The organism is Moorena sp. SIO4A1 (assembly GCF_010672065.1).
Taxonomy (GTDB): domain Bacteria; phylum Cyanobacteriota; class Cyanobacteriia; order Cyanobacteriales; family Coleofasciculaceae; genus Moorena.
The window spans coordinates 25,988-37,238 of record NZ_JAAHHX010000007.1; the positions used below are offsets into that span (position 1 = coordinate 25,988).

General features: G+C 45.9%; 14 protein-coding genes. 12 read left to right on the forward strand and 2 right to left on the reverse strand.

Annotated elements, in window-relative coordinates; genetic code table 11:
* Nucleotides 1–134: 134 nt before the first annotated feature.
* Nucleotides 135–1,379 (reverse strand): ATP-binding protein, encoded by a 1,245-nt coding sequence (locus tag F6K53_RS06640; RefSeq protein ID WP_293067548.1) that lies wholly within the window; start codon nucleotides 1,377–1,379, stop codon nucleotides 135–137.
* Nucleotides 1,380–1,581: 202 nt separating this feature from the next.
* On the opposite strand from F6K53_RS06640, the gene F6K53_RS06645 reads away from it, so the two are divergent.
* The 9 genes from F6K53_RS06645 (at nucleotide 1,582) to F6K53_RS06685 (ending at nucleotide 8,670) form a co-directional block, all read left to right on the forward strand.
* Nucleotides 1,582–1,917: a cation:proton antiporter subunit C gene (locus F6K53_RS06645; RefSeq protein ID WP_293067545.1), complete on the forward strand. Its 336-nt coding sequence runs from the start codon at nucleotides 1,582–1,584 to the stop codon at nucleotides 1,915–1,917.
* Nucleotides 1,914–3,350, forward strand: a complete 1,437-nt coding sequence (locus F6K53_RS06650; protein WP_293067543.1) for a cation:proton antiporter — start codon at nucleotides 1,914–1,916, stop codon at nucleotides 3,348–3,350. The genes F6K53_RS06645 and F6K53_RS06650 overlap by 4 nt, the downstream gene beginning before the upstream one ends.
* A complete protein-coding gene (locus F6K53_RS06655) occupies nucleotides 3,347–3,736 on the forward strand; it encodes a Na+/H+ antiporter subunit E (RefSeq protein ID WP_075900856.1) in 390 nt (129 codons plus the stop codon). The genes F6K53_RS06650 and F6K53_RS06655 overlap by 4 nt, the downstream gene beginning before the upstream one ends.
* On the forward strand, nucleotides 3,733–3,984 hold the full coding sequence (locus F6K53_RS06660) for a hypothetical protein (RefSeq protein ID WP_293022291.1): 252 nt from the start codon (nucleotides 3,733–3,735) through the stop codon (nucleotides 3,982–3,984). The genes F6K53_RS06655 and F6K53_RS06660 overlap by 4 nt, the downstream gene beginning before the upstream one ends.
* Nucleotides 3,981–4,259: a monovalent cation/H(+) antiporter subunit G gene (locus tag F6K53_RS06665; RefSeq protein ID WP_293022292.1), complete on the forward strand. Its 279-nt coding sequence runs from the start codon at nucleotides 3,981–3,983 to the stop codon at nucleotides 4,257–4,259. Before F6K53_RS06660 ends, F6K53_RS06665 begins: the two co-directional genes overlap by 4 nt.
* The gene (locus tag F6K53_RS06670) at nucleotides 4,252–4,923 is read left to right on the forward strand and encodes a DUF4040 domain-containing protein (RefSeq protein ID WP_293067538.1); all 672 of its coding nucleotides are present in this window, start codon (nucleotides 4,252–4,254) and stop codon (nucleotides 4,921–4,923) included. Before F6K53_RS06665 ends, F6K53_RS06670 begins: the two co-directional genes overlap by 8 nt.
* On the forward strand, nucleotides 4,924–5,586 hold the full coding sequence (locus tag F6K53_RS06675) for a Na(+)/H(+) antiporter subunit B (protein WP_293040820.1): 663 nt from the start codon (nucleotides 4,924–4,926) through the stop codon (nucleotides 5,584–5,586).
* 955 nt (nucleotides 5,587–6,541) lie between these two features.
* Nucleotides 6,542–7,906: a mucoidy inhibitor MuiA family protein gene (locus F6K53_RS06680; RefSeq protein ID WP_293067536.1), complete on the forward strand. Its 1,365-nt coding sequence runs from the start codon at nucleotides 6,542–6,544 to the stop codon at nucleotides 7,904–7,906.
* A 137-nt stretch (nucleotides 7,907–8,043) separates the two neighbouring features.
* Nucleotides 8,044–8,670 (forward strand): DUF29 domain-containing protein, encoded by a 627-nt coding sequence (locus tag F6K53_RS06685; protein WP_293067533.1) that lies wholly within the window; start codon nucleotides 8,044–8,046, stop codon nucleotides 8,668–8,670.
* Between the two features lie 249 nt (nucleotides 8,671–8,919).
* Here the strand turns inward: F6K53_RS06685 and F6K53_RS06690 are convergent, their stop codons facing one another.
* The gene (locus tag F6K53_RS06690; RefSeq protein WP_293067530.1) at nucleotides 8,920–9,063 is read right to left on the reverse strand and encodes a hypothetical protein; all 144 of its coding nucleotides are present in this window, start codon (nucleotides 9,061–9,063) and stop codon (nucleotides 8,920–8,922) included.
* Here F6K53_RS06690 and F6K53_RS06695 point away from each other — a divergent pair.
* The 3 genes from F6K53_RS06695 to F6K53_RS06705 all read left to right on the forward strand — a co-directional run bounded on the left by F6K53_RS06695 (nucleotide 9,062) and on the right by F6K53_RS06705 (nucleotide 11,234).
* The gene (locus F6K53_RS06695; protein WP_293067528.1) at nucleotides 9,062–9,193 is read left to right on the forward strand and encodes a hypothetical protein; all 132 of its coding nucleotides are present in this window, start codon (nucleotides 9,062–9,064) and stop codon (nucleotides 9,191–9,193) included. The genes F6K53_RS06690 and F6K53_RS06695 overlap by 2 nt on opposite strands.
* A gap of 283 nt (nucleotides 9,194–9,476) precedes the next feature.
* Complete coding sequence (locus F6K53_RS06700) at nucleotides 9,477–10,859, forward strand: ATP-binding protein (protein ID WP_293022305.1); 1,383 nt, start codon at nucleotides 9,477–9,479, stop codon at nucleotides 10,857–10,859.
* Nucleotides 10,860–11,033: 174 nt separating this feature from the next.
* Nucleotides 11,034–11,234, forward strand: coding sequence for a hypothetical protein (locus tag F6K53_RS06705; protein WP_293067525.1), 201 nt, complete (start codon nucleotides 11,034–11,036; stop codon nucleotides 11,232–11,234).
* Nucleotides 11,235–11,251: the final 17 nt, after the last annotated feature.

The following is an 11,251-nucleotide window of genomic DNA, read 5'->3' on the forward strand; positions in this document are numbered from 1 at the left end:
AATTATCCTGACATGATATTACTAGAGCATAGATAATACCCAGAGTGTAGCAAAAAAGTAGTAAATATAACACAGAATAAAAATGCTATTGGCCGTAGGCCACGCTACTTGAGGTGCGTCTACTGAATTTGAGATCAACTTAAACGCTGGCAAAGCCATAAAGCAAACAAAGGTAAAGCCAGTCGGTAGCCTTGCTCAGAGCCATAAATTAAACCTTTGTGCTGCAACCCAGCGATCGCTCCTTGGAGAGAACCCCCTCTTGATAGGTAATGCTTCTGAATATAATCTCGACTTTGTGGCTTGTCGGTAGGGTCTAGAGCCAGGGATTCTAAAAGATGGGCTTGATTAGCTGGAAGCAGCATCAGTAATGACTCGAAGACCATGGATAAGTCCGCTAGCAGTTCTTGGATGGCCTGCTGAACATGGCCATCACGAATTAGCCCATCAGACACTCGTACGGACTTGAGGCGTCGCACCAGTGCCGAAGCATCACCGAAGTGCCCTTGCACCGCATTGACAAAGATTTCCAGTGCTTGCGATCGCGGATCGAAGGTCAGCCGTTGGGTATGCAAAACTTCAGTTACCCAAGCCGCAACGACATCATCAGCTAAAGGAGCCAGCTGCACAATTTCCAAATTATTCCTCGGTTCATGGGGATAAATGCTGGTTTCTGCGATTGTTGCCACCAACACATAACTTACCTGAGTCTGACCCTCGATCTGTTTCCGCAAACATTTTTCCCACACCCCATGACGATCCCAAGAGCGAATGTGGGGGAAGCTTTCCAAAATCAACACTACCCGTTCCCCCTCAGATTCAGCTAACTTTTGCAGGAGATCGAGTAATACTTCAAATGCTTTCCGTTGCAGCTCTTTGCTCTGGATCCGAACTGGTTTAAGTTCCTCTGTGCCACTGCCTTCATCTTTCAGGACAAATAATTCCGCTGCCTTACCTTCAATCCAATCTGTCATTACAGCTTGAATCGTCGCCATTGGAAAGGTCTGGTTTATGCTCTCCCACAGCAGTTGCACAAAGCGCTGACCATCGGTAACCCGAATGCAGTCAACCTCCAGGATTTTAACTCCAACTTCCCGTGCCGCCCGCCTTACCAAAGTGCGCCGTCCGCTTCCGGGCACTCCCACAATCAGCAGATTGCCATCACGGGCTAAAACATGAGTGATGCGCTGGAATTGTGCTTGCCGCCCAACCAATTGAAATGGTACTGATAAATCCAAAAGATTCACGGCTAATGCATCCCGATCCCAAGTGTAGACATCCTTCGGCGGCACACCTTCAGTAGTTGGCAAGCCCCCAACTGTATCGCTGGCATCCTCAGGGCTGAGGTTAACCATTGATTTGCCATCAGTCGATTCTGTCATTTGCTATTGCCCGTGTTTTTCCCAATCCCAAGCTCAAAGCAAAACCTTGGTGTGGGATGAGTCTATGGTGTACCTTGGAACTTATCAATAGTGTCAATCGTTCCTAGCACTATTAAAACGTGCTATATATTTTATAGCACTGTTCGACAGTATCATTGTATAAAGATAATTACCACCAACCCTTACCCAATAGGCAATTCCCGTGTTAGAAGCATTCATATTTGCCACAATATTGTGCGGATTTTTCGGCATCATCCTTAAAAAGAACCTGGTTATGAAAATCATCTCTATGGATATCATGAGCACGGGGGTGATTGCCTATTACGTGTTGGTTGCATCCCGAGATGGTTTATTCACACCTATTCTTTCAAAGGTCGAAAATAGGGCTTACGCAGATCCAGTTCCCCAGGCAGTGATCTTAACAGCGATTGTGATCGGCTTTTCGATTCAAGCCTTAATGCTAGTAGGTGTTATGAAACTGGCACGGGACAATCCCACCCTGGAAAGCAACCAGATCGAGAAGAATAATACGCCATGAGTACCATTACCATTGCCTGGATTGCCCTACCGCTATTTGTGGGATTCAGCATTTATCTCCTCCCCAAACTTGACCGATACCTAGCCCTAGGGGTTGCCATTCTTTCGGTTGAATATGGGACACAGCTATTTCTCACAAAATCGCCATTAACCCTACAGCTGCTGGATAGTTTCGGTGTCACATTACTAGTTGATCAATTAAGCGCCTTTTTTATCTTGACCAATGGGCTAGTAACCGCAGCAGTAATCCTTTACTGTTGGCAAAGTGGTAAAACAGCTTTTTTTTATACCCAGACCATTATCTTACATGGCAGTGTCAATGCCGTATTTATCTGTGCAGATTTCATCAGTTTATACGTAGCATTAGAGGTCATCAGTATTGCTGCGTTTCTGTTGATTGCCTATCCCCGAACCGACCGATCAATTTGGGTAGCCTTGCGCTATCTTTTTGTCAGCAATACAGCCATGCTGTTTTATCTAGTTGGCGCGGTTCTAGTCTATCAGGCACATCATTCCTTTGCTTTTGAAGGGTTGCGCGGAGCACCTCCAGAAGCCCTTGCCCTGATCTTTGTGGCACTGTTAGTCAAGGGGGGAATATTTGTATCAGGATTGTGGTTACCCTTGACCCACTCCGAATCTGAGAGCCCAGTGTCGGCATTGCTATCGGGAGCTGTGGTCAAAACGGGAGTCTTTCCACTGTTGCGTTGTGCTCTAATTGTCGAGGAACTTGCTCCCATCGTCATGATATTTGGAGTGGGGACAGCACTTCTGGGAGTAGGCTATGCCGTCTTTGAAAAGGATACCAAGCGTATGCTGGCGTTTCATACCATTTCCCAGTTAGGCTTTATCCTTGCCGCACCTGAAGTCGGTGGCTTTTATGCCCTGACTCACGGCCTGGTGAAAGGGGCGCTTTTTTTAATCGCCGGTGTTTTGCCCAGCCGTAACCTCAAGGAATTGCAACATCAACCGATTAATACCCAAATCTGGATTGCTCTGGCTATCGCTAGCTTCTCAATTTCCGGCTTTCCCTTGTTGTCAGGCTTTGGGGCAAAGGTGTTGACCATGAAGAATCTAGTGCCCTGGCAAGTTATCGGTATGAATATTGCTGCCCTAGGAACAGCCATATCCTTTGCAAAATTCATCTTTCTGCCCCATGGGGATACCAGCCAAGGGAAGGTAAAGCTCGATTTTTGGTTAGCGATGATACTGTTGCTCGGTGGACTGATTGCTGCCAATGGTGTGTACTACCAGGCATACAACTTTGCCAATATTACTAAACCCCTGGTAACTATTGCCCTGGGATGGTTGGCATATTTTTTGATTTTCAAACGATCTGTAATCAAGCTGCCCCGTGTGCTTGAGGAATTTGATCATCTAATTGGGGTGATGAGTCTGATGTTAGTATTACTATTCTGGATGGTGTTTCAACCATGATTGGGCATCTAAATCTAATTTTACGACTGGTTATCTGGTTTTTGCTGACTGCTAATCTAAGTCTGCCAAATATCATCATTGGGATTGCGATCGCATTTTTATTACCAGGACGCCCCAAAACCCCAGAAGCCTTAAAGGATTGGCTGCGGGTGCTTGGTGAAGTGATAGTAGCGATTCCCCAGGCATATATTGAGGCATTTGAAATCATGCTTCGTCCCCATAAGCACGAAGATGTGATCATGGAAGGAGTCAAACCCCAACGGACCCCTGGGCTGATATTCCTAGATATATTCCTGATCACCTTTACACCAAAAACCATTGTGTTGAAATACCACCAAGATGGCAGGTACGAAGTACACCGGGTTAGACGGAGGAAACAACGATGACGCTGATCCTGATTGCCATGATTCTGGCTCTGCTCATCCCCATTTATGAGGCTTGGCAAGATGATGATATTTGGCAAAAAATGTTGGCATTTGCGAGTATTGCCACCAAGACATCCATCATGATCCTGATGGTATCTGTCTTGCGCGATGATTGGATGATTGGTGTTGTCGGAGTCATCATCCTGAGTGTGGGGAATGCTGGATTAATGTTACTGGCACACGTAATTAAACGAATGAGTGATGTATGATTAATGCACTGAGTTACACTTGCATAGGTGTCGGAATCGTCTTCTGGTTTTGGGGAACCATTCCCCTGATCGGTCACCGATCAGTATTATTCAAGCTGCATAGTCTTTCAGTGGCAGATACCCTCGGCTCGATGAGTATCATCGTCGGGCTGCTGCTGAAGATACCCAGTGAATGGCCGCTGCTGATTCTCGCCATTATCTCCTTGGCGATCTGGAATACAGTGCTGGGATATGTGTTGGCTTACTGTTCCAGTAGTGGGGGTGATAATGACTGATAACTATATCTATGTCATAACCGCTCTGCTGCCTTTGTCCGCGTGCATGCTGGTATTTCAGGTCAATCCATACCATGCTCTGGTGATCCGAGGCATACTGGGAGCGGTGGCGGCTTTGGTCTATGCAATGTTTGGGGCAGCCGATGTGGCTTTGACCGAAGCATTGGTGGGTACAATGCTAGCCATTACCCTCTATGCGGTTGCGGTGCGTTCATCCTTAACCATGCGTCTTGGAGTAATCCCAGACAGGCCAGTGGAGGCAGATGGAGAGTCTTTAGCAGACAGCAAGACCAAACCGGATTTTGGGGAACTGATGGATGACTTACGCACAATCCTGAGCAAACACTATATGCGCCTTGAGCTGGTAACCTACACAGATAGGCAGAGCTTGCACCGGGCGCTGTTGGCAAAAGAAGTCCATGGGACCTGTACCGAAGATGAGAGATGGCTCTTTGAGCAAGACCAGAGGGGATTAGCTCCAGGATCTACCCAGAAGGCATCACCACAGGATGATCAAGACCAGGTAGCGCAAGAGTATGAAACCCTACCTTATCACACCCAGACCAGGGTTCAACGCCTCTATGAAATCATGCAAAGTGAACTTTCATTATCGGCGACAAGCCTAACTTATGTAAATATACCAGAGGCAGGGAAAGATCATTAAATGAAATGGATTTACATTGCAGCAGGGATAGCGCTGTACGTCAAATTTATGGTTTTGCCGAATCCGGCGGCAGACTTATCAGATCTCTCTATCGTCGAATCCGTTGTCCAAGATACTGGGGTGCCCAATGCCGTTTCGGGTATCATTTTCCGGAATCGGCTTTATGACACCATCTTTGAAGTGGTGGTATTTACCATCGCGATCATGGGAGCTAAATTTCTACTGGCCGATGAAAAGCCCTTCTGCACGATCTATCAATTTACCGATAAACCATCCATTGTTCTAGCGCGTCTGGGAGCGACGATTGCTGCGTTGGTAGGTATCGAGCTGGCGATTCGGGGGCATCTGAGTCCAGGAGGTGGCTTTGCGGCTGGGGTGGCGGGGGGAACCGCAATCGGTCTGGTTGCCATTACCTCATCATTCCAGTGGATGCAGGCAGTCTACAAGCGCTGGCAAGCTGCTAGGTGGGAAAAGGTTTCAGTTCTGATTTTTATTGTACTGGCAGTTATAACGTTGACGGGAGTAGAATTACCCCACGGGGAGTTGCAGACACTTGTCAGCGCTGCCATCATCCCCATACTCAATATCCTGGTTGCAGTAAAAGTTGCTTTGGGTTCGTGGGCAGTTATTTTGGTTTTTATTCATCATCGGGGATTGCTGTGATCGATTATTTCTCCCTACACCCGTTCGGGCGTTGCTGAATCTTCTTTTGAATATAAGTAGAGTGGGCATCCTGCCCGCGCGAAAATATAGCAGAAGTCAGAAGTCAGAAGTCAGAAGTCAGAAGTCAAACTCTTGCGCTTACTTAGGTTTGAGACTTTTGTCATGTCCGCGCCTGCCCTGGCGACTGCTATATATTGAAACTGGCAAGATGCCAGTTCCACGCCTGATGCCCATTCTACAAAACTCTTACAATCATTCCATTATTAAGCAACCCCCCCCGTTCCCCCACACCCAGTAAGGCTAAGAATTCTGCTTGTCACCCCCTTAGGATCACTACTATAGTACATATGATCATGGTTAAAACTCCAATAGCTGAACCGCGAGAAGCCCCGCACTTTACCTTCATTGGGTAAGTGTCCTATGGGAAGCGCGGGGCAAGGGTCGGAACGTCGAAATGCCAATGTGATATATTAAGAATGGTAGGGAAAACAAATTAAGAGCTAATCGCCACCTACCAACTGAACCTTGAAAACCTGGAATATAAGGTTCCATTCAGAAAAAAACTTGATAGTTTGAGTTATCTGTGGATGGGTAAAATTCCAGCAGTACAAAGGAAATAGAACTTTTTTGTATTGTTCCGGCGCGGAGGGGCATCCCGGAGACGAAACCTTAGAATAGGGTTTGAAGTTACCGTAAGGAGAGGGTCGCCTTAATCAAACAGTTTTAACCCTTTACCCATAACCGACTAACCATAAAGGCGACCCTCTCCTAAGGTTTCGTCTCTGGCCTTAATCATAAAGTTTTAACCCTTTACGCATAACCGACTAACCATAAAGGCTGCCCTATTCTTGCGGTAACTTCTGACCGTGTCGTTAATAAAGCTTATCGAGTATCCAAAGCAGTAGCCGGAGTTGGTAAGAAGCCCGCGCTGTCCCGTTAGGGCAGCGTCGGGAATATGTCACAAAAACAAAAACGCCACCTCCAAGACCAGCTGGCGTCAAAGGAGCTAGCACAGAATTTTGTCAAGGCTTTGAGTGATAAAGCTGTCCAACACTTTTCCCGCAGTCTTGCCCAACAACAGATTGGCGTGCAGGAAACAGGTGAATTTCTGAACTTTCTGGAGCAGCGTTACCATGCAGATGCGAGCGCGATCGCTCAACAACAAGAACAACAGCAAGAGTTAGAAAAGCAATTAAATGCTCTTAAAGCTAAGCTACAACAGTTGAAAACTCCCCGTCCCCAGGAGAGTTTGAGCATTATTGTCACCTTAGCAGCAGAGGGGGCGGTGGATTTTGACCTAGAAGTATCCTATGTAGTGAATCGTGCCAGTTGGATACCACTTTACGACTTGCGCACCAACAGCAGTAGCGATCGCATAAATCTGAGCTACCTTGCACAAGTCAAACAAAGCACTGGGGAAGATTGGTCCAACGTTAGCCTTACTCTTTCCACTGCTAAGCCTGGACTGGGAACCCTACCCCCTAAGCTGGAACCATGGTACATTCAGGCACTAGACCAACAACCTATCCGAGCTTTGCGAAGGCTAAAGAGTAGGGCAATGTCTAACTCAATGTCAGAATTATCTCCAGATCAAGACTATGAGGATGAGTCGGAAGCATTGAAAACTCGTAGTGCTCCCCAAGCCATGTTAGCAACAGCAAAAGTTGCTGCCCAAACAGTGGTAGCAGTAGTATCGACAGAAGGAGGTGTGGTTACCTTTGAGTTAGATGGTAACAGCAATATTCCCAGTGATGGTTCCCCTCACAAAGTGACTATTTTTAGTGATGAATATCCTAGCAATCCTGAGTATCTTGCCATTCCTCGGCTAGTTAGTTTCGCCTACCTACAAACTGTTGTTACCAATCCGACTACTGGTGCAACCTTGTTACCAGGCAAAGCGAATATCTTTCGTGATCAAACCTTTGTTGGTACAACTAAGTTGGAGAATATTTCACCAGGACAAGAATTCAGGCTGAACTTAGGCATAGATGAGGGAGTGAAAATTGAGCGGGATTTAGTGGAGCGTCAAGTTGATAAGAAATTAATTGGCAATCAGCGCCGCACGACTTATGCCTATCGACTGGTAATTACTAATTTGCAAAGTGTGCAAAAGACTTTGGTAGTAAAAGAACAGTTGCCAGTGAGCCGTGATGAGAGAATCAAAGTGCGGCTGACTCAGACTAATCCCAAAATACAGACTGGTGAGATGGGATTGCTAGAATGGAAAATTGATTTATCACCCCAGGATAAGCAAGAGCTATATTATCAGTTTATCATTGAGCATTCCCCTGAGTTGAAAGTGATTGGTTTGGATATTTAGGGCTCTACGGTACTTGTTATGCTAAATAAACAGTTTGGAAGAGGGAACAGGGAACAGCGGATCTGGGAACAGGGAACAGTGGGAAGAGGCTGTCTTCAGAATTTTTGTTAGTTGAACATCCTCATTTTCCTGTCTTGATGATTTTTAACGACAATAATGGTAAATTTTCTTATACTCCACACCCCACACCCCACACCCCACACCCCACACCTGAGGTCTTTGTTAAAAACCTACCCTTATCAGCTACTCCCTACTCCCTACTCCCTACTCCCTACTCCCTACTCCCTACTCCCTACTCCCTATTCCCTTTGCTGATGAAATCTCAGATACGTGACTTAAAACAACTTTATGAAACTGAGTACGATCAGTGGTTAACTGAAACAGTTAAGCTACTGAAAAATCGTCAATTAGAAGAATTAGATTATGACAACTTAATCGAGGAATTAGAAGCCTTGGGACGCAGCGAACGAAATGCTGTTAAAAGTTTACTATTACAGATAATTATTCATCTACTGTTGTACCAATTTTGGGAAGCAGAGAGGGGGAGAAATGCTAATCACTGGGCGGGGGAAATTATTACCTTTCGAGTTCAACTAGAGGATAAACTTACCACTAATTTACGAAATTACTTAGCTGATGAATTACCCAAAATATACCAAAACGCTTTATTGATTGTCCAGAATAAAACTCAGCTTAAGTCTCTACCTGAACAATGTCCTTATTCCTTTGAGCAATTACTGGATAAGGATTGGTTTCCCAAGTGATATAGCATTTTTATTTGAGATGTAAACATAAAATTGATAAAAGAAGGGAACAGGGAACAGCTGATCTGGGAACAGGGAAGATTGTTAAGATATCCGAGGAGTTTTTGGTGTTTTGATAAAGCGATGCAGAGGTGCGACCCGTGGCGAATTTAATTACGGGTCAAGCGCACCTAAGCGGTCTTGGGGGTTCCCCCCACTCGCGCTTTGCATCAAGACACAGGATTGGTTTTCATGAGCTATTTAGAAATGCTATAGCAGTTTCCAATCTTGTTCCTCAACGACGGAAGTGACCAAATCCCCCAAAGTTCTACCTTTACCCGCAATCGACGCAGGGGGAGTCGGGCGCAATACTTTTGGTTCAGTATCGGAAAGATCGCGTTTTCTATCTATCATGAGGTACACAAGATTTTTTCTGTGTTCCCAGATCCGCTGTTCCCTGCTCCGCTGTTCCCTGCTCCGAAGTCCCTATTCCCTGTTCCCTAAAACCAAGGTACCCCATCGGGTACTGCTAAAGTCTGACTGAGGAGGCAGACTAGGAGTAGTAATTTTGAAGGGAGTATACCATTAGTGAGATTTCAGGCAACTTTCTGCGCAGCTACTGCATCATATACCATCAGGATTAGGAATAATGTTACGTTTTGTTGCAGTGAAGGGAAAATGTCAATTTCATAATGTGTAGCTATTAAGTCGATAAATTATATAGAGGCTGTATATCCTATAGAGCCTCAAGTTGTCAGCTATGTCGATCTGGCAGATATCGGGGTGCAATCTGAGAACAGTCAATTCGTCTACCGGGGGGAATTTTAATGACAGTCAATTTCGGCAGATTTTTTCGGGTCTGTAATCCTAGTAAAACCCTGAATCTGGGCAAGGCTGAAGACCAACAATATTACATTGATTTTTCCAAGGTGCGGGGCAGCAATATTATTCGAGAACTCAGACGCACCATTACCTTCTCAGAAGACGAACCCACCTGTCAGTTGTTTACGGGACACATGGGCTGTGGCAAGTCTACCGAGTTATCGCGATTGAAAAGGAAATTAGAAGAACAGGGATTTCATGTCGTTTATTTTGAGTCCTCTAATGACTTGGACCTGGCCGATGTAGAGATCAGTGATATTTTGCTGACCATTGCTCGTCAGGTGATTCAAAGTCTGGAGGAAGCTAAAATTAGACTCCAACCCACCCGCTTCCAAGGGTTAGTGCAAGGGGCGGCTAAGTTGTTAAACTCCGAGGTGACCGGGTTGAAATTCAAAGTTCCTGAGTTTCAGGCCGGTGGTGTAGGGGTTAACATACCTGATGAGATTGGCATCAGCTCAGAAGAGGGCGAGTATTCCCTAGCCTTTGGGATTGGAGAAATTACTACGAAAGCTAAGAATTCTAAGGACATTCGCTCCCTATTGCGACAACATCTAGAGCCACGGGTCAACAATATTTTAGAAGCAATTAATACAGAACTGATTGAACCAGCTCAACAGCAGCTGCAACAGCAGGGTAAAGCTGGACTAGTGGTGATTGTGGATAATCTTGACCGGATCCATAATAAACCTAAGTCAGGGCAACGGAATCAGCCAGAATATTTGTTTGTAGACCAGGGGGAGTATCTTAATCAACTCAAATGCCATGTGGTCTACACCATTCCCTTGATTTTGGCATTTTCCAATGACCAAGAAAACCTCAGGAATCGCTTTGGTTCTGAGTACCTACTGTTACCGATGGTACAGGTAAAAGAACCAGATGGTAGTCCCAGTGATGCCGGAATTGCTTTGCTGCGACAGATGATCTTAGCCAGAGCATTCCCAGATGTGGAGCTAGAGCAACGGCTCAGTTTAATTACAAAAGTGTTTGATAGCCCACAGACATTGGATCGGCTATGTCTAGTCAGTGGGGGTCATGTCAGGAACTTGCTGGTGCTGCTCCGTAACTGCCTCAGCAAAGATGAGCTGCCTTTATCTCGTAACTTGGTAGAAAGGGTGATTAGTCAGCGTCGCAATGAATTGAGCAGGGCAATTACACCGGATGAGTGGAAATTGCTCAGACATGTGGCTGAACACAAAACTGTCAGGGGTGAGGAGGAATACCAAATCCTGTTGAAGAGTTTGTTTGTGTTTGAGTATTGTAATGGTCAGGGATGCTGGTATGATATCAATCCGGTGTTAGCTGATGCCAAGGAGTTGAATGGAAACTAGACTTCTTGCAGAAGTAGGGAACAGGGAACAGCGGATCTGGGAACAGGGAACAGCGGATCTGGGAACAGAGAGTAGGGAACAGGGAGTAGGGAACAAGGAACAAAAATTCTCACAATTCCTACACGGATTGCTATATCAGCGATCAGCGAATGCGCTACGCGCACGCTACTTGAGGTGCTATCAGCCACTCCCTGTCCGGTTAAAGGGCGTGAATCAATTCATAAAAATTATCATGCTCATGAGGTACACATAGTTTTTTACCAATCCCTCCCTTACCCGCGCCCAGTTTACTCCCTAATCCCTGCTCCCTGCTCCCTGCTCCCTGCTCCCTGCTCCCTACTCCCTGCTCCCTACTCCCTGCTCCCTACTCCCTAAAATTTACCTCACCCAAT

What these genes read in the sequence shown, in the direction of transcription:
- F6K53_RS06685 (WP_293067533.1), top strand. Translation starts at nt 8,044, where the DNA reads ATGATTTTTAACGACAATAATGGTAAATTTTCTTATACTCCACACCCC.
- F6K53_RS06660 (WP_293022291.1), top strand. Translation starts at nt 3,733, where the DNA reads ATGACGCTGATCCTGATTGCCATGATTCTGGCTCTGCTCATCCCCATT.
- F6K53_RS06670 (WP_293067538.1), top strand. Translation starts at nt 4,252, where the DNA reads ATGACTGATAACTATATCTATGTCATAACCGCTCTGCTGCCTTTGTCC.
- F6K53_RS06675 (WP_293040820.1), top strand. Translation starts at nt 4,924, where the DNA reads ATGAAATGGATTTACATTGCAGCAGGGATAGCGCTGTACGTCAAATTT.
- F6K53_RS06695 (WP_293067528.1), top strand. Translation starts at nt 9,062, where the DNA reads ATGAGGTACACAAGATTTTTTCTGTGTTCCCAGATCCGCTGTTCCCTG.
- F6K53_RS06650 (WP_293067543.1), top strand. Translation starts at nt 1,914, where the DNA reads ATGAGTACCATTACCATTGCCTGGATTGCCCTACCGCTATTTGTGGGA.
- F6K53_RS06665 (WP_293022292.1), top strand. Translation starts at nt 3,981, where the DNA reads ATGATTAATGCACTGAGTTACACTTGCATAGGTGTCGGAATCGTCTTC.
- F6K53_RS06690 (WP_293067530.1), bottom strand. Translation starts at nt 9,063, where the DNA reads ATGATAGATAGAAAACGCGATCTTTCCGATACTGAACCAAAAGTATTG.
- F6K53_RS06655 (WP_075900856.1), top strand. Translation starts at nt 3,347, where the DNA reads ATGATTGGGCATCTAAATCTAATTTTACGACTGGTTATCTGGTTTTTG.
- F6K53_RS06700 (WP_293022305.1), top strand. Translation starts at nt 9,477, where the DNA reads ATGACAGTCAATTTCGGCAGATTTTTTCGGGTCTGTAATCCTAGTAAA.
- F6K53_RS06680 (WP_293067536.1), top strand. Translation starts at nt 6,542, where the DNA reads ATGTCACAAAAACAAAAACGCCACCTCCAAGACCAGCTGGCGTCAAAG.
- F6K53_RS06640 (WP_293067548.1), bottom strand. Translation starts at nt 1,379, where the DNA reads ATGACAGAATCGACTGATGGCAAATCAATGGTTAACCTCAGCCCTGAG.